The sequence below is a fragment of the Belnapia rosea genome (genome assembly GCF_900101615.1).
GTDB lineage: Bacteria > Pseudomonadota > Alphaproteobacteria > Acetobacterales > Acetobacteraceae > Belnapia > Belnapia rosea.
The window spans coordinates 533,925-553,028 of the sequence record NZ_FMZX01000001.1 but is presented as its reverse complement, the minus strand read 5'-3'; the positions used below and the strand labels follow the sequence as shown (position 1 = coordinate 553,028).

Genomic DNA, 19,104 nt, shown 5'->3' with positions numbered 1-19,104 from the left:
GGAATTTCTGCCTGATACGGGTAAGGACGCGCCATAGGCCGTCATGGGATTGAATGGAATGCCGCGCGCACTTATCACCGGTGTCACCGGCCAGGACGGGGCGTACCTGTCGAAGTTGCTGCTCGATAAAGGTTATGAAGTCTTCGGTCTGCTGCGTCGCTCTTCTTCGAGCGACGTCCTCGATGAGCGGCTTCGTTGGCTGGGCATTCTTGGCCGTGTCCGCATGATGGACGGCAACCTCATCGACCTCTCGTCCTTGATTCGCATCCTTAACGAGGTGAGGCCGGATGAGGTATACAATCTCGGCGCCCAATCCTTCGTCAAGACGTCCTGGAACCAGCCGCTGCTCACCGGGCAGGTGACAGCCCTTGGCGCCAACAACTTGCTGGAAGCGGTACGGCTCGTCGCGCCGGGCGCGCGCTTCTATCAAGCCTCCTCCTCGGAGATGTACGGCCTGATCCAGGAGCCGGTGCAGAGCGAGAAGACGCCGTTCTACCCGCGGTCGCCCTATGCCGTGGCGAAGCTCTATGCCCATTGGATGACGGTGAACTACCGCGAGAGCTTCGGCCTGCACGCATCCAGCGGAATCCTCTTCAACCATGAAAGCCCGCTGCGCGGCATCGAATTCGTCACGCGCAAGGTCACCGACGGCGCTGCCCGGATCAAGCTTGGCTTGGCCAAGGAACTCCAGATGGGGAACCTCGACGCCAAGCGCGACTGGGGGCATGCCCGGGACTATGTCGAGGCGATGTGGCTCATGCTGCAGCAGGAGAAGCCGGACGATTACGTCGTCGCCACCGGCCGAACCGTTACCGTGCGTGACATGGTGCGCATCGCCTTCGAGCATGTCGGGCTGAACTACGAGGAATTCGTCAAGGTGGACGAAGCCTTCCTTCGGCCTGCCGAGGTGGATGTGCTGCTCGGCGATCCCTCGAAGGCAAAGGAGAAGCTTGGCTGGGCGCCCACCACCACGCTTGAGGAGATGATCCGCGAGATGGTCGAGGCGGACCTGTTCCGCCATCGCGCACGGATGCGCTGATCCCGATGCCGCATCCTGACCTCGCGCCATGACGCAGCCCGGACGCATCCTGCTGACAGGTGCCGGCGGCTTCGTCGGCAGGGCGTTGCTGCCTGCGCTGCGCGCCGCGTTTCCGGAGGCGGTGCTGATCGGCGCCGGGCGGGAAGGAAAAGTGCCAGGTACCGATATCGGCCTGACGCTTGACCTGCGGGAGACAGCAGGTCTCCCCGACGCCATCGCCGAGGCACATCCCGATGCAGTAGTGCATCTCGCTGCCCAGGCCGATGTCGCCGCCTCCTTCCGCGATCCGGGGGAGGCATGGCGGGTGAACCTCCTCGGCACGATCGCGCTCGGTGAGGCCGTGCTGCGCGCGGCACCGGAGGCGTCCTTCATGTTCATCTCCTCCGGCGAGGTTTACGGGCTCAGTTTCCAGTCCGGCCAGCCGCTCGCCGAAGATGCTGCGCTTCGGCCCGCCAATCCTTACGCTGCGAGCAAGGCAGCGGCTGACCTCGCCATCGGCGAGATGGCCTTGCGGGGCCTTCGGGCCGTGCGGCTTCGCCCCTTCACCCATATAGGTCCGGGCCAGGCGCCCAATTATGTCGTGGCTGCCTTTGCCCGTCAGGTGGCGCGGATCGAAGCAGGGCTGCAGGAACCCGTCCTGCGCACTGGCGCCCTGGATCGCTGGCGCGACTTCCTCGATGTGCGCGATGTCTGCGCCGGCTATACCCGCACCCTCGGACTGCTCGACCAGTTGGAGCCGGGCGTCGCGATCAATCTCTGCAGCGGCCATCCGCGCCAGGTCGGGGATATTCTTGGCCAACTTCTCGCCTTGGCCGGCATCACCGCGCGCACCGAGGCGGATGCCGCAAGGCTGCGTCCGACCGATGTGGTGCGTGTTCAGGGAGATCCTTCCCTTGCCCGTCAGCTCCTGGCCTGGGAGCCGCAGATCGCCTGGGAGGACACGTTGCGTACCGTCCTCGATGACTGGCGTGGCCGGGTCGCGGCGGGCGAGTAGCCCCGCACGCGACCGGGCGACTGGCCGTCCGGTTCCACCCTTCGGCCTCACGTTTCGGAACGGACTGCCCTGATGCCGAAGCCCCTTTCCTTCAAGCCGCAGGCGCTGCGCGACCTCGCCGAGATCGATGGCGCCGATGGTTGGTGGCAAGCCCTCGGCGCTGCCGCGGGCTTCCGCCTGGCGCCCTCGGACGGCAGCCTGCCGACGGGCTGGCTCCAGCTCACCATCAGCCTTCAGGCCCCGCGCAACGCCTTCAGGGTGCCGACCGTCACCTTCGACGACGGCACCGGATTCAAGCCGCTGCAAGGCGTCATGCCGCACCGCCTGGGCGATGGACGGCTGCGGGTGATGATCCATGTACCGCCCCAGGCGATCGCGCTGGCCATGGGCGCCCCCGTGGCACAGGGGCCGTTTCGCCTTGGGCCGGTGGAAGCGCGGCCGATGCACCGTCCAATCGCCGGGATGAGGCTGGCGCTGTCGCTCGGCCAGCACTGGTTGCGGGAACCGCGTCAAGGCCTGCAGGCAGCCCGCAGCCTGGGCAGCGCCTTGCGCCTTAGCGGACGGGCTGGGCTGCGGCAGGCAATCGGCCGGGCGATGCTGGAGCGGGATCCGGTCAAGGTCCCACCCACAGCGCAGGACGCGGAGCGGTACCAGCGCTGGAGCGCCGAGCAGGAGACGCTGGCGCCTTTCCTGGCCAGTGGCGCGCCGGCTCGGCGGATCAGCCTGCTCCTGCCGGTATCCCGTGGCCAGACCGCGCAACTGTCCGCAACCCTGGACAGCGTCATGGCGCAGCAAGGCGTCGAATTGGAATGCCGCATCGGCTTCGCACCGGATGCCGAGGAGTTCACGCTGGGGCCGGACCGGTATCGCCGTATCGGCCCCACCTCATCGAGGCTCGGAACCGCGGAGCGTGGCGCCATGCTGGCGGCGCTGGCGGCTGGGGCGACCGGCGACCTGTTGATGGTGCTCGACCCCGGTGATCGGCTGGCGCCCGATGCGCTCTTCACCCTCGCCACGGTCGCTGGGGCCGATATCGTCCATGGCGACGAGGACCGCATCGGCCAGGGCGGCCAGCGCCACAGCCCGTTTCTGAAGCCGGAATGGTCGCCGGAGATGCTGGAGGCCTTCAACTATTTCGGCCGGCCGACCGTGCTGGACCGCGAGGCAGCCGAGCAGGCCGGTGGCTTCGCGGCCAAGGCGGGCGCCGCGGCGGAATGGGACCTGCATCTCCGGATGGTCGCCCGGTCAGCCAAGGTCGTCCGGATCCCCCGCATCCTGTGCCACCGCCCGGCCGATGGGCGAACCGAGCGGCCGGCGGCCGATCTGGCCGAGGCCGCCGAGATGCGGGCGGCGATCGCCGCGCATTGGCGCCGCGTGGGCATCGACGCCACGATCGCCACCCAGCCCGATGGCACGCAGCGGTCCACCTGGGCGCTGGCCGAGCCGCCCCTGGTCTCCGTCATCATCCCCAACCGCGACAAGCCGAAGCTCCTGGAGCAATGCCTGCGCGGCCTCCTGGACGAGACGAACTACCCGCGGATGGAGGTCATCGTCGTCGACAGCGGGTCCACCGATCCGGAGACGCTCGACCTCTATGCCCGGCTGGAGGCAGAGGGGCGGATCAGGGTCCTGCCCTTCCACCTGCCCTTCAACTACTCCGCTGCATGCAATGCCGGAGCACGCGCGGCGAGCGGCGAGCTGCTGCTCTTCCTCAACAACGACATCGCCGTCACCTGCCCCGACTGGCTGGAGGAGATGGTGCGCTACGCCCAGCGGCCCGGCGTCGGCATCGTCGGCACCATGCTGGTCTATCCCGATGGCCGGCTGCAGCATGCCGGCGTCACCATCGGCATGCATCTTTGCGGGCTGCTGTTCCGCCTGGCGCCGGAGGCCGAATGGGGTCCCTTCGGCTCGCCCCTCATCCCCCGAACGCTCTCCGCCATCATGGGCGCCTGCCAGATGGTCCGGCGGGAGGTCTTCGCCGTGATCGGCGGCTTCGATGAGACCTATGCCATGGCGAACAGCGATGTCGCGCTCTGCCTGGCGGCACGGGCGGCCGGCTGGCGCACTGCCTATACGCCCTTCGCCCGGTTGATCCATCACGAGGGGGCCAGCCGCGGGCACCACAACCCGCCGGAGGATATGACGCGGACCGCGATCGATATCCGGCGCTTCGGCTACCGCGAGGATCCCTTCTTTCATCCGGCGCTGGATGCGGACAGCAACATCCCGCGCCTCCGCTTCGGCCAGGAGCTTGGCAACGCGGCCTGCCTGCAGCGCGACCTGCGGCGCCACGGCGCCGGCCTCGCGGCGCCGGTGCCACTCGATCTCTACAACGATGCCGAGGTCATCGAGGCGCTGGGCCTGCCCGCATCGATGGTGTTCTGGACGCCGGAGCCGGCTGCGGCCATCCACGACATCTGGTCGGCAGCGCGCTGGTGCCTCGACCTGCTGCGGCGCCGGGCCGATCTGCGCCAGCGCTTTCCCGATGCGCTCTCGGCCGGGGCGACTGGCGCCTTCGCCCGCTGGGTCATGGGCGATGGCGCGCGGGAGCTCGCCTTGCCCGACAGCGCGCTTGGGCCGATCGGGCTCGCGCTGGCAGGCGATCTCTCGGCGCAAGCCCGCCAAGCAGTGCTGGTGAGGCGCGGATTGCAGGAGGATCTCGCCCTCGCCTTCCTGCCGCCCGGCCGCATCGGCCTGCTCACTTTCCTGCTGCGGCGCGAGCAGGATCCGCTGCGGCTCGAGGAGGCGTGGTGGCTCGCCCTCGAATGCGCCGAGGATCCGGCGCGCGAGCTGGCCCGCAGCTACCGGTTCAACCCAGGCTGGCAGGCGCTCTTCCCGGATGGGCTGACGGTCTTCGGACGGGAGCGCATGGCCGCCTGGTTCCGCGCCACCTACCGCAGCGAGGCCGGCTGGACCGATCCGGCCGCCTGGCCGGAGACGCTGACCCCGGCCGAGCAGATCCGGCTTGGCTGGAACAGCCGCAGCCATTGGCGGGAGCACCACCCCGCACCCTTCGACAGCCCTGGGGCGGCATATGCCCTGCTGGGCTGGCTGGCCGGGCCCGAAGCCGGGCTGACGGCGCCGGAGCGCGCCTGGGTCGCCGCGCAGCCGGCCGAGGCACTGGCGGAGGCGCTGGCAGTGCCTGGCCTCAACGTCGTCGGCCATCTGTGCTACCCGTCGGGACTGCGCACCTCGACGCTCTCGATCATCGAGGGGCTGCGCCAGGTCGGCTACGACCTTTCCCTGCGCGACGTGCCGGTCGATGCCACGAACGACCTGCCACGCCATGCCGAATTCGACGGTCTCGAGCTCCACGACGTGACGCTGCTGCACATCCAGCCGGAGCCCTTCTTCCATCAGGCCTTCGCCCGCTCGGGCCTGCAGCCGAGGCGGCAACGCACCCATCGCATCGGCTACTGGTACTGGGAGCTGGACTCGGTACCCGAATCCTGGTCCCCGGCGGTGGCCGAGGCGGATGAGCTCTGGACCGCCACACGCTTCGTCGGCGATGCCCTCCGCTCGCGGTTCGACATACCCGTCTTCGAGTTCATGCCGGGGCTCGAGCTGCCGGTCTTCACCCGCCGCAGCCCGCAGCATTTCGGGATCCCGCCCGGGCGGTTCACCTTCCTCTTCACCTTCCACATGATGAGCATCATGGAGCGGAAGAACCCGCTCGGCCTGGTGCGCGCCTTCCTGCAGGCCTTCACCGCCGAGGAGCCGGTGACGCTCGTGCTGAAGACCTCCTATGGCGAGAAGCACCCGGCCCTGATCGCCGAGCTTCATGCAGCGGCGGCGGCATCCGGCGGACGCATCCTCATCATCGACCGGGTCTTCAGCGCGGATGAGACGATCGCGCTGATGGACGCCTGCGACTGCTACATCTCCCTGCATCGAAGCGAGGGGCTCGGGTTGACGATGGCGGAGGCGATGCTGCTGGCCAAGCCGGTCATCGGCACGCGCTATTCGGGCAACCTGGACTTCATGGACGACCAGAACAGCCTGCTGGTCGACTACCGCCTGGTCGAGATCGAACGCCCGGTGCCGCCCTACGAGGCCGGGTCACGCTGGGCGGAGCCATCCGAGGCGCATGCCGCCCTGCAGATGCGCCGGGTCTGGGAGGATCGCAACTTCGCCCGGGAGCTTGGCGCCCGCGCCCAGGTCCAGCTGCGGAACAGCCTGTCCATGCGGGCGGCGGGCCAGCGCATGGCCGATCGGCTGGCCGTCATCCGGGCTGCGCGCCGAGCAAGGCAAGCGCCCATCGGGTGAGTCCGCCTGATGGGCGCTTGCCCTGTCCCGGGCAAGCCAGTGCTGGCGCAGGACGCGCACCGGTCCCGTTTCAGCGACGGGCCGGCGCCGCTGCGCCGATGGCACGGATCGAGCCGGCCAGCGCTGCCAGGGCACGGGCCGTTCGCCCGGTCGCCATCTCCTCCTTCGCCAGGACGATGCCTGCCAGCGCTGCCTCCAGGGCGGGCGTCAGCCCATCCCTGGTGATGAGGCGGTGCAGCCGCGTCTCGGCCAGCGCCAGGTTGACCGCGCCGGCGCGCGGATGGTCCTCACGCAGGTCATGATCGGCACCGAGCAGCAGCTCGAGGAGCCGTGCCGCCTCGGGCGAGGCCGCCGGCAGCGGCAGCAGGTGCGGCACCGGCGGGTCATCCGCATGCGCCGTCCGGGGCTGGTAAGGCACCAGGCTGGCGATGAAGGCGTCGAGATAAGGGTGGCGTTCGGTTTGGTTTTGCATGGGACGATGCCTTGCAGGGGGCGATGCTTCGCCGCCCCTATCAATTGGACATCACCCCACGAAATGGTCAGCACGGCTGCGTGACGGAGCTGAAGCTTCGGTCACGCGCCCCTTACGCCGAGGCCTACTCCTTGTAGTCCGGCTCCTTGCGATCGAGGATCCGCTTCAGGGCGGAGAAGTGCCAGTCGCTGTTGGAGCGGCCGCCATACTTCACCGAGTTGTCCCGGAAGGCCGCCATGGTGTGGTCGATGACATCCTGCGGCAGGTGGCGCAGCGGCTTGTTCGTCCACATGGCGTAAAGCTGCACCTGCGCCACGCGCTCGATGTAGTAGAGCCGGTCATAGGCTTCCGCCACGGTGCGCCCGACGGTGGCGACGCCATGGTTCGCCATGATGAGGATCTTCTTGTCGCCGATGACGCCGGCAAGCCGCTCGCCCTCGGCCGGGTCGTAGGCGAGGCCCGTATAGGTGAGGTCATAGGCCGTGCTCAGCATGGTGCCGAGCTCGGTCTGGCCGATCGGCAGGATGCGCGGGTCCTCAAGGCGGGACAGCGCGCTGGCGAAGGGCATGTGCGTGTGGAAGACAGCGGCGGCTTCGGACAGCATGCGGTGCATCGGCGCATGGATGCAGTAGGCGGAGCGCTCGATCTCGCCCTCGCCGGCGAGGCGCTCGCCATCGTAGCCGATCTCCATGAAGCAGCTCGCCGTCACCTCGGACCAGTGGAGGCCGAAGGGGATCTGGTAGTAGCGGTCATCCGTGCCGGGCACGCGCAGGGTGAAATGGTTGAAGATACCCTCGTTGAAACCGTGCATGACGGCGAGGCGATGCGCGGCGGCCAGGTCGACGCGGGCCTGCCAGCGCTGGTCGGCCAGCGTGAGATCCTGGGCGGGGACGGATTCCAACGGCATCGGGCGGCTCCTTCGGCGAGAGGCCCGATGGTAGGCCTCTCCCCTGGCGAGGCAAGCGTTCACCGCGCCAGGGCGGGGTCCCGGCGCCGTCGTTCCGCGGCCTGGGCGACCGCCATGAGGCCGAGCGCGCCGCCGCCGACCAGCGGTAGGTCCAGCCAGGGGACGGCGCCGGGGAAGGCCCGGAACAGGCTGGCCGCCGCGTAGGAGAAGAACAGGCCGAGGCAGAAGACGTTGAGGCTGTTCCGCCCTGCGGCCGCCAGCGCCTGCGCCGGCCAGGCCCGCGGCGTCATCGGCCGCGGCGGGATCAGCACCACGACGACGTAGGCGAGCGGATTGAACTCCACCTCCGTCCCGCCGAGGCCCGGCAGGTGCCAGCCCCAGGCCTGCACCGCCCCGTAGAGCGCCAGCGGGGGCAGCAGCGCCCAGGCCCCCACGCGCTCCATTCCGCGGATCAGCAGCGCCAGCGCCAGCATGCAGAGGATGAAGACGGGGAGAATGCCCATGTATTGCGGCTGGTAGAGCAGGATGGCAGCCGCAGGCAGGGCGAGCCATGGCTCCACCAGCAACCACGACCAGCCCATGGCGGCAGCCTCGCCGGGCCAGCGGAAGGCCATCTCGGTGGCGATGACCAGCGCCGCGAAGCCGCAGACCACGATGAGGTGGGTCCGCCAGAGCCTGGCCACGCGCAGCATCAGGTCCCGCCAGGCGGCGCGAGGGCCGGCGCGGTGCTCCTTCAGCACAAGGACCGAGCCGAGGGCAAAGCCGGACAGGAAGAGGAATTGCTCCGAGCTGTCTGACAAGCCCCAGGCGGCCGAGATGCCCCAGATACCGATCAGCGAGCCATGGGCATGCGAGGCGAAGATCTGCAGCTGCAGCCAGCCGCGCAGCAGGTCGAGCCGGGTATCGCGCGGCGGGCGTTGCAGCATGGCGGCCTCCCTCAAGCGGCGCTCGGACGTGGCCCGAGGCCGAAGCGCGCGGCGAGGATCTGGAGTTCGTCGCGGTGGATCACGAGGATCAGCAGCGCCATCGTCCAGGTGAAGCAGGCTTCCTTGAACAGGCCGCCGCCGTCGCCGTAGGGATCGATGCCAATGGGCCCGATGGTGTGGAAGAAGATCGCCCCGCTCATCAGGCCGAGGGCCAGCAGCGCACCGGGGATTCGCGTGCGCGGGACCAGCACCAGCACCGCAGCGGCGATCTCGAGCAAGGCGACGCAGAGGCGGATCGGCCTCTCATGCGCCGGGATGCCGAACCAGTTGGCCAGCGGCTGGAAGACGCCGTCGATCGAGCCCTGGTTGCCGGTGAGCTTGTACTGCTCGTACCAGAGGAATTCCCCGGCGATCCAGAGCGAGGCGGCCCAAGTGACGAGGCGCAGCGGGAGGGTCTTGCCCATGGCGGCATGCTCCTGCGCGCGGCACCCGTGGAGGCGCCGCGCGGCATCGTCACTTCCGGTCGTACTGCACTTCGATCATGTTGCCGCTGCCGACGGTCAGCCGCGGCACCGCGCCGTCATTGCCGACGCGCATGCCGGGTGCGGCGGTGTCGTAGACCACCTCCAGCATGCCGTTGACATTCTCGAGCCGCAGCACGCGCTGTGACTGCGGCAGGCCCGGCTTCATGTCGTAGACGAGGGTGACGGAGCTGTCGTCGTTCACCATGACCTGGCGCAGCACGCGCTCGCCCATCATCGGGCCGAGCGGCATGCGCTGGCCGGGCTGCATCGGCGCGGATTGCGCGAAGGCGAAGGCGGGCGCGGCGATCAGCGCAAAGCCGAGCAGCGCGGCGAGGCGGCGGGTCTTGGACATGGCGTTCACTCCAGCCAGGTTGCGCTGGAGGTTTCGTCGCCCGCTCCCGGGTGGTTACGGCGACGGCCGGGAAATTTTGCCCTACCCGCAGCCGGGCAGCGCGATGCGGTCCGCCGGGCCGATCAGCTCGAAGCGGTAAGGCTCCGCCGCCTCCGGTTCGAGCGTCACCACCACCGCGCGGGTGTCGCCATCGCCGGGGACCATCACGCGGGTGAGGTTGGGCACGCCCGGCGCCGGATGGTCACGCAGCCAGAAATGGCTGTCGCCATGCAGCAGCAGCACCGGCTTGCCGAAATCGCGTGCCGCCGCGGCCAGCGCATCGCGGGTATCGACATGGCCGGCGACGGTGCCGCGGCCGCAGCGATCGCGGTAATACAGGTCCGCCTGCATCGCGACGACGACCGCCCGACTGCCGGCGGCGGTGGCTACGGCGAAGCCCTCGCGCAGCCAGGCCAGGTTGGCGGCGTTGCGGGCGGGGTATTCCTGCGCCGCACCCGGCGGGGTACCCGGCGCGCCGTCGCGCGGGCGGTTGTTGTCGGAGCCGGGGACATGCAGGGTGAGGAACGTCACCCCGCCGCGCTCCCACCGCGCATTCTCGACATAGAGGCGATGCTGCGGATCGAGATCGGACTGGCGTTGCAGCCGCATCGGCGCGGCGCCGAGGCTTACCGGCGCGCTGAAGAAGCGGGCGCGCAGCAGCCGCAGCCGCTCGACGGGGTCGAAGCCCCCGGCGCGGGGCTGCCAGCAATCGGTCCACTCGTTGTCGCCCGGCGTGTAGACCAGCGGCCCCCGGATGCGGGCGAACCAGCGCGCCGTGCGATCAAGGATGATCGCATCGCTGCAGGCCTCCCCACCCGCCTTGGTGTCGCCGAGGAAGACGCTGAAGTCGGGCCGCGCGGCGTTGATCGCCCCGGTCAGCGCCTCGACGCGCGCCACCTCGCCGCGGCAGGCCTCCGGGTCCCGGTTGCAATAGGGCATGTCGCCGAAGGCGGCGAAGCGGACCGGCTCGGCCGCGGCGGGCGTGGCGAGCAGCAGGAGCAGCGGCAGGAGGACGAGGCGCATGGCGGCCAGCAGTAGCGGAGGCGGCCCGGCCCGGCCAGTGACCAAGTATCGGCGGTGCCGGTTCACGGGAAAGCGACGAGCGGCTCCCCCGAACGGGTGAGGCGAGGCCGGGTGGCCGCGCCCCACCCTTGGAAGCCATCGGAGACACGCACGATGCAAGGCCTCGCTCGGCTCGCCGTTCCCTCCCTCATCCTTGCCATCCTGGCCGGCGCCCCCGCCGCCTGGCCGCAGCCGATGGCCGACAGCTTCGAGATCACGCTCGCCATGCCGGAAGGGCGCGGCCACCGCGTCGCCGTCATGCTCACCACGCCGGCGCCCGGCCGCGCCCTGCCCGGCATCGTCATCCTGCCGGACGAGGCCGGGCTCGACGGCCGCACCGCGCGCCTGGCCGATGTCATGCTGACGGAAGGCTGGGTGGCGATCGAGATGGACCCGGAGCCGCTCTCGCCCGATGGCGCCGCCGTGCCGCCGCCGCCCGCGCCTCGCCGCCTGGGCCAGCTGCTGCGGGCGCTGCATGGGGTGCTGCGGTCGGATATCCGGGTCGATCCGGAGCGCATCGCCGTGCTCGGCCTCGGCACCGGCGGCCGCGGGGCGCTGCATGCGGCCCAGGACGGGGGCGGGCCGGGCTTCGCCGCCCATGCGGCGCTCTACCCCGGCTGCGCCGGCCTCTCGGCCGAGATGGAGGCCGCGCCGGGAGCCCCTGCCCTGCTGCTGCTGCCCGGCGCCGAGGAGCCGGAGGGCGCCTGCGCCGGGCTGGGCGCGGCCGTGCTGCGGATGCCAGGGGCGACCTATGCCTGGGACCATTCCCTCGGTACCGGGATTTGGCGCTGGAGTGCCGCCGGCTCGGTTCCGATCCGCCCCGATCGCCCGACCACGGAGGCCGGCGAGGCCAAGCTGGTCAGCTTCCTTGCTTCCGCCTTCAGCGGCGTCCGTTGACGCTGACAGCCTCAAGGAAGCCCCGCAACCAGGGCGGCGAGCGCCGCCTGGCTCCGGCAGCCGGTCGCGTCGAAGCAGCGAGCCAGTTGGCTGCGTACCGTTTCGGGCGAGAGCGACAAGGCGGCGGCGGTATCCGGCACGCCAGCGCCGCCGGCGATGCGGCGCAGCACCCGCGCTTCGGCGATGGTCAGGCCGAAGGCGGCCTGCAGCACGTCCGGTGCCGGCGGCGTCGCGGCGCCGCCGACCAGGACGGCAACGCTCGCATGCGCGTCACCGAAGAGATGTTCCTCGGCGCCTGGCAGCGGCGTCACCAGCACCGGCCAGGCCGGATTGCCACGGGCACGGCTGATCCGCATGCGACCGCCGAGCCCTGCCGCCACCGCGGTTGCGATCAGCCGTCGCAACTGGCAGCCCTCGGAGGCCAATGCCGTGCCGAGCCGTCCAGGCCCGGCCGGCGCCGGGACCAGCCGCAGGCCGTCCGCCTCCCGCAGCAGCGCCTCGCCGGCAGGGTTGGCATGGCGCAGCCGCCCGGCTGTATCGAGCAGGAGCACAGCACGAGGCGCGGTATCGAGCACCGCGGCTGAGGCTGAGCCGGTGATACGGGCGGCCTGCAGCGTGCCCGCAAGGTCGAGCGCCTGGCGCAGATGCGGCGCAAGCCGGGCAAGGCGGCGCAGCAAGCCTGCCGACGCATCTGCGGCGCGGCGGTCGAGGCGGAACGCGAAACCGCCGCCGCCCTTGCCGCCGCCCCAAGGGGCGTAGTTCAGCATGGCCAAGTCCCCGATGCGCTGCGGCGCCAGCCCTTCGTCCTGCACCGCACCGTGCCGCGGCGCGGCGGTAGGCCACAAGGCGTGGTCGAGCATGGGGCCGGCCTGTGGCGCCCATGGGGTGCGGCGGGCACAGCCGTCTCGGAGATAGAGGCTGGCCAGCGCCGGGTCGAGCCGGCCGGTCACCACGAAGGCGGTCCCCGGCTCATGGCCATGGCGTGTCAGCATGCCGCCAATGGCGCCCAGGTGGTCGGCGAGGTCGGTCAGCGCCTCGGGCCACAGCGTGGGATTCCGCACCGCGGCATGCACCCGGAGCAGAGCCTGGTCGAAGCCGACCCGCCGCATCACGTCGCCTCCCAGCCCAAGGCCGGCAGGCTGCCCGAAACAGCCGGCAAGATTCTTCACAAGAGTTGCAACCATTCCGAATCGGTAGATCACGAATCGCGGAAAGCGGCGCGGTTGCCTTTCGCGCCCCGCCGGGCTACCGCCCCCGCCATGCGCACCGAGGATTTCGATTTCGACCTGCCCGAGCGGCTGATCGCCCAGGCGCCGGCCCGGCCGCGCGATGCCGCGCGGCTGCTGGTCGTCGGGCGGGACGGTGCCGGAGATCGCGGCATGCGCGACCTGCCCGGCCTGCTGCGCCCGGGCGACATCATGGTGGTGAACGACACGCGGGTGATTCCGGCCCGGCTGCGCGGCCAGCGGGGTGATGCCGCCGTCGAGATCATGTTGAACCGCGCCGAGGGCGGCGGCCTCTGGGAGGCGCTGGTGCGCAATGCCAGGCGGCTCCGGCCGGGCGATACAGTGGCGATCGAAGGCGCCCCTGCCCTCGCCCCGCGCGTCGTCGAGCGCCGGGAGGGCGGCATGGTGCTGCTCGATTTCGGCCCCGATCAGGCTGCCCTTGCCATGGCGCTGGAGGCCGCGGGCGAGGTGCCGCTGCCGCCTTATATCGCCCGGCCCGAGGGCCCGCGCCCGGAGGACCGTGAGGATTACCAGACCATCTTCGCCGCCCGCCCCGGCGCCGTCGCCGCCCCGACCGCGAGCCTGCATTTCACCCCGGCCCTGCTGGCGGCGATTGCCGCGCGCGGGGTCGGCCAGGCGGTGGTGACGCTGCATGTCGGCGCCGGCACCTTCCTGCCGATGCGCGCCGAGGACCCGCGCGAGCACAAGCTCCACCCGGAATGGGGCGAGGTGACCGAACAGGCCGCCGCCGCCATCAACGCGGCACGGGCGGCGGGCGGGCGCGTCGTGGCCATCGGCACCACGGCGCTGCGGCTGCTGGAGACGGCGGCGCAGGCGGATGGGCGAATCGCGCCCTTCCGCGGCCTCACCGACATCTTCCTGCTGCCGGGCCACCGCTTCCGCGGCGCCGACCTGCTGCTGACCAATTTCCACCTGCCGCGGAGCACCCTCTTCATGCTCGTCTCGGCCTTCGCCGGCACGGCGCGGATGCGGGCGGCCTATGCCCATGCCATCGCCGAGGGCTACCGCTTCTACAGCTATGGCGATGGCAGCCTGCTCAGCCGCGAGGACGCCGCATGACCCTCCACTGGACCTCCGTCGCGCGGGACGGCGCGGCGCGCGCGGGCGTGCTGCACACCGCCCATGGCATGGTGGAGACGCCGGTCTTCATGCCGGTCGGCACCGCCGGCACCGTCAAGGCGATGACCGCCGATGCGGTGCGGGCGACCGGCGCGCGCATGGTGCTCGGCAATACCTACCACCTCATGCTGCGGCCGGGAGCGGAGCGGTTGGCGCGGCTCGGCGGCCTGCACCGCTTCATGGACTGGCACGGGCCGATCCTCACCGATAGCGGCGGCTTCCAGGTGATGAGCCTGGCGGGTCTCCGCACCATGGATGAGGAAGGCGTGACCTTCCGCAGCCATGTCGATGGCGCACGGCACCGGCTGACGCCGGAGCGCAGCATCGAGATCCAGCACCTGCTCGGCGCCGATGTGACGATGTGCTTCGACGAATGCACGCCCTTCCCGGCGACCGAGGAGGAGGCGGCGAGTTCCATGCGCCTCTCCATGCGCTGGGCCGCCCGCTCCCGCGCCGCCTTCCGGCCGCGTGAGGGGCACGGGCTCTTCGGCATCGTCCAGGGCGGGGTGCATCCGGTGCTGCGGGCGGAGAGCGTCGCCGCGCTGACCGCGATCGGCTTCGAGGGCTATGCGGTCGGCGGCCTCGCGGTGGGCGAGGGGCAGGCGGCGATGTTCGCGACCCTAGACTGCACCACGCCGCTGATGCCGCAGGAGGCGCCACGCTACCTGATGGGCGTCGGCACGCCGGGCGATATCCTGGGCGCCGTCCGGCGCGGGATCGACATGTTCGACTGCGTGATCCCGACGCGATCGGGCCGTACCGGCCGGGCCTATACCAGCGGCGGCATGCTCAACCTCCGCAATGCCCGCCATGCGGAGGACCCCTCGCCGCTCGACCCGGCCTGCGGCTGCCCGGCCTGCGCGCGGCATTCCCGGGCCTACCTCCACCACCTCATCAAGGCCGAGGAGATGCTCGGGCCGATGCTGCTGACCTGGCACAACATCCAGTACTATCAGGATTTGATGCGGGGCATCCGGCACGCCATATGCGAGGGGCGCCTGGCCGATCACGCGGCGGCGCTGGAGGCGGGATGGGCGGCGACGCCCCCACCCCCCGCGGAGGAGAAGGATGGCTGAGGCGACCACCGATACCACCGGCCTGACCCTGCTCGGCCGGCCCGCCGGCCTGCCGGCAAGCCCGGAGGAGGCGCGGCTGGAGCGGGTGCCGAACCCGCATCCCGGCACGCGCTACTGCGTGCGCTTCGCCGCGCCGGAATTCACCTCGCTCTGCCCGCTCACCGGCCAGCCGGACTTCGCCCATCTGGTGATCGACTACATCCCCGGCGAGTGGCTGGTGGAGAGCAAGTCGCTGAAGCTCTATCTCGGCAGCTTCCGCAACCATGGCGCCTTCCACGAGGCCTGCACCGTCGCCATCGCGCGGCGACTGGTCGACGAGCTGTCACCGGAATGGCTGCGCATCGGCGGCTACTGGTATCCGCGCGGCGGCATCCCGATCGACATCTTCTACGCGACCGGGCCGGTACCGGAAGGTGTCTGGGTACCGGATCAGGGCGTGCCGGGATATCGCGGCCGGGGCTAGAGCTCCGCCTCGATCTCCTCCGCCGTCATGAAGGGGAAGCGCATCCAGAGGGTGCTCTTCGGGTCGCCCAGCGCTTTGCACCAGGCCGGGATCTTGCCGGCCGGCGCCGTCTTGATGCCGGTGACTGCTCCGCCATTCGGATATTGCCGGACCTGTGGGTTCATGAAGGCGTGGCCGGCGCTGAGATGGCCGTAGACGCCATAACCTTCCTGTGCCCAGGGCTTCATCGCCTCCGAGATGCGCCAGGCATAGCCGCCATCCACGGCGCAGGAGCAGGCATAGAGCACCACCTTCACCGAGTACTGCCCGCAGGCCCAGACCGCGTTGGTCAGCTGATCGATCGACTTCAGCCCGAAGCCGGCCGAGGGCATGCCGTCCTTGTAGCCATGGCCGAAATAGACGATGGCGTCGTACCAGCCCCCACCGGCGCCGATGCAGAGCGCGTTCAGGATCTGCGCCCGCCGCTGGTCGGCCGGCAGATGGTTGTCGAATTTGTACATCGTCACGTCGCAGCCGAGCTTCTTGTAGTATTTCTCGTACATGGCGGCGCCGGGCTGGAAGGCCCCGGTCGCGTCATTACCCTGCGGGTTATGGATGTCTGGCGCCTGATTATGCATCGGATAGAAGACGAAGCTGCGCTGGGGGGATTCCATGGCTGGCACCTCTTTCTTCCCGTGCCATGTAACCCGATATTCTGGCGTGACGGCCGTCAGTTGCGCGTGAATATTGTTGCGGCGCCCCAGGCGCCGCGCCCCCTGCCAGCATGTGCCATCGGTGCTAAGGACCGCCCGTGACCAAGGACCTGATCCGCGCCGAGGCGCAACGCCTCGGCTTCGATGCCGTGGGCTTCGCCGCCGCCACCCTGCCGGCGGAGGCGCGCGCCCGGCTCGACCGCTTCCTCGCCGAGGGGATGCACGGGACCATGGGCTGGATGGAGGCCCGCGCGGAGCAACGCGCCCATCCCCGCGCGCTCTGGCCCGAGGCGATCAGCATCGTCTCGCTCGGCCTCAGCTATGCGCCGGCGGAGGACCCGCTGGCCAATCTCTCCCGGCGCGACCGCGGCAACATCAGCATCTACGCCCGCAACCGCGACTACCACGACGTACTGAAATCCCGCCTGAAGGCCCTCGCCCGTTGGATGGTGGCGACATGGCCGGAGGCGCTGGTGAAGGTCTTCGTCGATACCGCGCCGGTAATGGAGAAGCCGCTGGCGCAGGAGGCAGGCCTCGGCTGGCAGGGCAAGCACACCAACCTGGTTAGCCGGCAACACGGGTCCTGGCTCTTCCTCGGCGAGGTCTACACGACGCTCTCCCTCCCGGCCGATCCGCCCGGCGCGGATCGTTGCGGCCGCTGCAGCGCCTGCCTCGACATCTGCCCGACCCGCGCCTTCCCCGAGCCGCGCCGGCTCGATGCGCGGCGCTGCATCAGCTACCTGACCATCGAGCATCGCGGCCCGATCCCGGAGGAGCATCGCGCGCCGATGGGCAACCGCATCTATGGCTGCGACGACTGCCTCGCCGTCTGTCCCTGGAACAAGTTCGCCCGCGCCCATAGCGAACCCGGCTTCGCTCCGCGCGCCTCGCTCGACGCGCCGCGCCTGGCGGAGCTGGCGATGCTGGACGATGCCGGCTTCCGCGCGCTGTTCACCGCGAGCCCGGTGAAGCGCATCGGGCGGGACCGCTTCGTGCGCAACGTGCTGGTGGCGATCGGCAATTCCGGCGATCCTGCCCTCCGCGCCACGGCCCAGGCCCTGGCCGAGGACCCGGACCCGGTGGTGGCGGAGGCGGCACGCTGGGCGGCACAACGGTTGGAGGCGGCATGATGCGGGACGACGCGGCGCTGGTGCTGTTCAGCGGCGGGCAGGACAGCGCCACCTGCCTCGCCTGGGCGCTCGCGCGCTTCGCCCATGTCGAGACGGTCGGCTTCGATTACGGCCAGCGCCACCGGGTGGAGCTCGAGATGCGCGACGTCTTCCGAACCCGCCTGATGCGCGAGAATGCCGGCTGGGCACCGAAGCTCGGCGAGGACCACATGCTGGCGCTCGACGCGCTGCGCTCCGTCTCGGACACCGCGCTGACGCGTGAAACCGAGATCGCCATGCAGGCCGATGGGCTGCCGAACACCTTCGTCCCCGGGCGCAACCTGCTCTTCCTCACCTTCGCCGCGGCGCTGGCCTATCGGCGCGGGCTGAAGCACCTGGTCGCCGGCATGTGCGAGACGGATTACTCCGGCTATCCCGACTGCCGCGACGACACGCTGAAAGCGCTGCAGGTGGCGATCAACCTCGGCATGGAGCGCCGCTTCGTGCTGCACACGCCGCTGATGTGGCGCGACAAGGCGGCAACCTGGGCGCTCGCCGAGCGGCTGGGCGGGGCGCCGCTGGTCGAGGCCGTCCGCGAGGATACCCATAGCTGCTACCTCGGTGACCGCAGCCGCCGGCATGACTGGGGCTATGGCTGCGGCACCTGCCCGGCCTGCGACCTGCGCCGCGGCGGGTGGGAGCGCTGGCGGGCCAGCCTCACGGCGGACTGACCGGGCCGCCAAGGCACCATGCATCGGGCATTGCGATGAGGCGGGGATGCGCCTCCTCCTCGCTCTCGCCACCCTGCTGACCCTCGCCGCCTGCGGCCCGCTGCAGCCGGCGAGTGGCCCGCCCAGCTACAACGAACGCAATCTCGGCGGCACCAATAGCGGGGCCTGAGGCGCAAGCCCCTGGTTGCTACACCCCCGGGCGGCCGTGCTCACCCCGCCTGGCCTTTCTTGTGCGCGATCAGCGCCATCAGCCGCCGGTCCCGCCAACCGCTGCGGTCCTCGATGGCATCGAGCGGCAGGGCAGCGCGGCGCACCTCGGCAACGCGCTCGACCGTCGCGGCATCGTAGTCGAAAGGCGTCTGCTCCTCGGTGATGCCGCCCATCAGCGGGCCGAAGCGCTCGGCATAGTCGGCCACCCCGCCGGGCGCGTTGAGGTCGATCGTCTCGAATGGCCCCATGAAGGACCAGCGCAGGCCGAGCCCGTCCTTCACACAGGCATCCACATCCTCGACCGACATCACCCCGTCCCGCACCATGCGGAAGGCCTCCGCGACCAGCGCCGCCTGCAGCCGGTTGAGCACGAAGCCCCGCGTCTCCTTCAGCGCCACCACCGGCACCTGGCCGACGCGGTCCATCAGCGCCCGCGTCCGGGCAACCACCGCGGGGTCGGTCCAGGGTGCCCCGACCAGCTCGACCAGCGGAACGAGATAGGGCGGGTTCACGGGATGGGCGACGAGGCAGCGGCCGCGCCCGGCGAGGTTGCCGGTGAACTCGCTCGCCGGGATGCCGCTGGTGGAGGAGGCCAGCACCACCTCCGGCCCACAAAGCCGGTCGAGCTCGGCGAACAGCTCCTGCTTCGGCGCCAGCCGCTCCGGCCCGTTCTCCTGCACATGGGTGGCGCCGGCGACGCATTCGGCAAGTGTCGGCACGGCGCTGATGCGGGCGGCGATCGCGGCCGGCGCCTCGGTCACCAGCCCGGCGGCATGCAGGTCGGCCAGCCGCTCGGCGATGAGGCCGAGCGCCCCCTCGGCCACGCCCGGCGCCTTGTCCCAGAGCCGCACCGGCACCCCGGCCCGGGCGAAGACCATGGCCCAGGCGCGCCCGATCAGCCCCGCCCCCACCACCGCGACCTGATCCATGAAAATCTCCTTCCGTGACGTTCCGTTGCGTCCGCGCGCTTGATCCG

At 70.6% G+C, this 19,104-nt stretch carries 19 protein-coding genes; 10 read left to right on the top strand and 9 right to left on the bottom strand.

The annotated features are described in order from the left end of the window. Nucleotides 1-58 precede the first annotated feature (58 nt). The 3 genes from gmd (at nucleotide 59) to BLR02_RS02685 (ending at nucleotide 6,302) form a co-directional block, all read left to right on the top strand. Nucleotides 59-1,039 carry a GDP-mannose 4,6-dehydratase gene (gene gmd / locus BLR02_RS02695; protein ID WP_090660193.1) on the top strand — a complete coding sequence of 327 codons (981 nt, stop codon included), beginning with the start codon at nucleotides 59-61 and terminating at the stop codon, nucleotides 1,037-1,039. 28 nt (nucleotides 1,040-1,067) lie between these two features. Continuing rightward, nucleotides 1,068-2,033 (top strand): NAD-dependent epimerase/dehydratase family protein, encoded by a 966-nt coding sequence (locus BLR02_RS02690; protein WP_090660190.1) that lies wholly within the window; start codon nucleotides 1,068-1,070, stop codon nucleotides 2,031-2,033. A gap of 72 nt (nucleotides 2,034-2,105) precedes the next feature. Beyond that, on the top strand, nucleotides 2,106-6,302 hold the full coding sequence (locus tag BLR02_RS02685) for a glycosyltransferase (protein WP_090660187.1): 4,197 nt from the start codon (nucleotides 2,106-2,108) through the stop codon (nucleotides 6,300-6,302). A gap of 70 nt (nucleotides 6,303-6,372) precedes the next feature. Here BLR02_RS02685 and BLR02_RS02680 read toward each other — a convergent pair whose 3' ends face one another. From BLR02_RS02680 to BLR02_RS02655, 6 genes are all read right to left on the bottom strand, one after another. Further along, a complete protein-coding gene (locus tag BLR02_RS02680) occupies nucleotides 6,373-6,774 on the bottom strand; it encodes a hypothetical protein (RefSeq protein ID WP_090560838.1) in 402 nt (133 codons plus the stop codon). 124 nt (nucleotides 6,775-6,898) lie between these two features. Then, a complete protein-coding gene (locus BLR02_RS02675) occupies nucleotides 6,899-7,681 on the bottom strand; it encodes a class II aldolase/adducin family protein (protein WP_090560837.1) in 783 nt (260 codons plus the stop codon). 59 nt (nucleotides 7,682-7,740) lie between these two features. Next, on the bottom strand, nucleotides 7,741-8,607 hold the full coding sequence (opgC, locus tag BLR02_RS02670; RefSeq protein ID WP_090660184.1) for an OpgC domain-containing protein: 867 nt from the start codon (nucleotides 8,605-8,607) through the stop codon (nucleotides 7,741-7,743). Nucleotides 8,608-8,618: 11 nt separating this feature from the next. Next, the gene (locus BLR02_RS02665) at nucleotides 8,619-9,071 is read right to left on the bottom strand and encodes a hypothetical protein (RefSeq protein ID WP_090660181.1); all 453 of its coding nucleotides are present in this window, start codon (nucleotides 9,069-9,071) and stop codon (nucleotides 8,619-8,621) included. A gap of 49 nt (nucleotides 9,072-9,120) precedes the next feature. After that, nucleotides 9,121-9,483: a hypothetical protein gene (locus BLR02_RS02660; RefSeq protein ID WP_090560834.1), complete on the bottom strand. Its 363-nt coding sequence runs from the start codon at nucleotides 9,481-9,483 to the stop codon at nucleotides 9,121-9,123. Between the two features lie 81 nt (nucleotides 9,484-9,564). Beyond that, nucleotides 9,565-10,545, bottom strand: coding sequence for a hypothetical protein (locus BLR02_RS02655; protein WP_090660178.1), 981 nt, complete (start codon nucleotides 10,543-10,545; stop codon nucleotides 9,565-9,567). Between the two features lie 153 nt (nucleotides 10,546-10,698). Here BLR02_RS02655 and BLR02_RS02650 point away from each other — a divergent pair, with 153 nt between their 5' ends. Then, nucleotides 10,699-11,481: a dienelactone hydrolase family protein gene (locus BLR02_RS02650; RefSeq protein WP_090660175.1), complete on the top strand. Its 783-nt coding sequence runs from the start codon at nucleotides 10,699-10,701 to the stop codon at nucleotides 11,479-11,481. Nucleotides 11,482-11,492: 11 nt separating this feature from the next. On the opposite strand, the gene BLR02_RS02645 is transcribed toward BLR02_RS02650, so the two are convergent. Further along, nucleotides 11,493-12,593: a helix-turn-helix transcriptional regulator gene (locus tag BLR02_RS02645; RefSeq protein ID WP_218127839.1), complete on the bottom strand. Its 1,101-nt coding sequence runs from the start codon at nucleotides 12,591-12,593 to the stop codon at nucleotides 11,493-11,495. 147 nt (nucleotides 12,594-12,740) lie between these two features. Between BLR02_RS02645 and queA the strand changes: the two genes are divergently transcribed. From queA to queF, 3 genes are read left to right on the top strand one after another with little or no spacing between them, the layout of a single operon-like run. Continuing rightward, entirely contained in the window at nucleotides 12,741-13,787 is a 1,047-nt protein-coding gene (queA, locus tag BLR02_RS02640; protein ID WP_090661513.1) for a tRNA preQ1(34) S-adenosylmethionine ribosyltransferase-isomerase QueA, read from the top strand. Continuing rightward, the gene (tgt, locus tag BLR02_RS02635) at nucleotides 13,784-14,923 is read left to right on the top strand and encodes a tRNA guanosine(34) transglycosylase Tgt (RefSeq protein WP_090560830.1); all 1,140 of its coding nucleotides are present in this window, start codon (nucleotides 13,784-13,786) and stop codon (nucleotides 14,921-14,923) included. The genes queA and tgt overlap by 4 nt, the downstream gene beginning before the upstream one ends. Next, entirely contained in the window at nucleotides 14,916-15,386 is a 471-nt protein-coding gene (gene queF, locus BLR02_RS02630) for a preQ(1) synthase (RefSeq protein ID WP_090560829.1), read from the top strand. The genes tgt and queF overlap by 8 nt, the downstream gene beginning before the upstream one ends. Here the strand turns inward: queF and BLR02_RS02625 are convergent. Beyond that, nucleotides 15,383-16,039, bottom strand: a complete 657-nt coding sequence (locus BLR02_RS02625) for a hypothetical protein (protein ID WP_090660172.1) — start codon at nucleotides 16,037-16,039, stop codon at nucleotides 15,383-15,385. The genes queF and BLR02_RS02625 overlap by 4 nt on opposite strands. Before the next feature lie 137 nt (nucleotides 16,040-16,176). On the opposite strand from BLR02_RS02625, the gene queG reads away from it, so the two are divergent. From queG to BLR02_RS30790, 3 genes are read left to right on the top strand one after another with little or no spacing between them, the layout of a single operon-like run. Continuing rightward, nucleotides 16,177-17,208: a tRNA epoxyqueuosine(34) reductase QueG gene (gene queG / locus BLR02_RS02620; protein WP_090560827.1), complete on the top strand. Its 1,032-nt coding sequence runs from the start codon at nucleotides 16,177-16,179 to the stop codon at nucleotides 17,206-17,208. Further along, a complete protein-coding gene (gene queC, locus BLR02_RS02615; protein ID WP_090560826.1) occupies nucleotides 17,208-17,918 on the top strand; it encodes a 7-cyano-7-deazaguanine synthase QueC in 711 nt (236 codons plus the stop codon). The genes queG and queC overlap by 1 nt, the downstream gene beginning before the upstream one ends. Nucleotides 17,919-17,964: 46 nt before the next feature. Beyond that, nucleotides 17,965-18,087 carry a hypothetical protein gene (locus BLR02_RS30790; protein ID WP_256336744.1) on the top strand — a complete coding sequence of 41 codons (123 nt, stop codon included), beginning with the start codon at nucleotides 17,965-17,967 and terminating at the stop codon, nucleotides 18,085-18,087. Between the two features lie 40 nt (nucleotides 18,088-18,127). Here BLR02_RS30790 and BLR02_RS02610 read toward each other — a convergent pair whose 3' ends face one another. Then, nucleotides 18,128-19,057, bottom strand: a complete 930-nt coding sequence (locus BLR02_RS02610; protein WP_090660169.1) for a 3-hydroxyacyl-CoA dehydrogenase — start codon at nucleotides 19,055-19,057, stop codon at nucleotides 18,128-18,130. Nucleotides 19,058-19,104: the final 47 nt, after the last annotated feature.